The sequence below is a fragment of the Bacillus sp. AFS001701 genome (assembly GCF_002559405.1).
In the GTDB taxonomy this organism is placed as follows: Bacteria; Bacillota; Bacilli; order Bacillales; family Bacillaceae_G; genus Gottfriedia.
Genome location: NZ_NTZO01000379.1, coordinates 1 through 231, shown reverse-complemented (window position 1 = coordinate 231; position 231 = coordinate 1). Strand labels below are relative to the sequence as shown.

Here is a 231-nt window from a genome sequence, read left to right as displayed (position 1 = left end):
ACTTTATTAAATAATAACTTAAATTCAGAAATCAAATTAGTTAATTTTTCATCTTTGAAAGTATTAAAAATTTCATCAAATTGTAGATTTAATTTAGCTAGAAAAGGTTTGTTTTTTTCTAAAAATATAGACAAAGATTTATGTCGTCTATAATAGCGAATTAATGAATTTAATTTTGCAGTGATATCTTCATCTTTAATAAGTTTAGTATTAAATTTATTGCTTTTAAAT

Annotated in this window: 1 protein-coding gene; it reads right to left on the bottom strand. The window is 18.6% G+C overall.

Features of this window, described 5'->3' with window-relative positions; translation table 11 throughout:
- Positions 1 to 231 (bottom strand): hypothetical protein (locus CN514_RS26215; protein ID WP_217993948.1); only part of this gene is annotated, 231 nt, incomplete at both ends.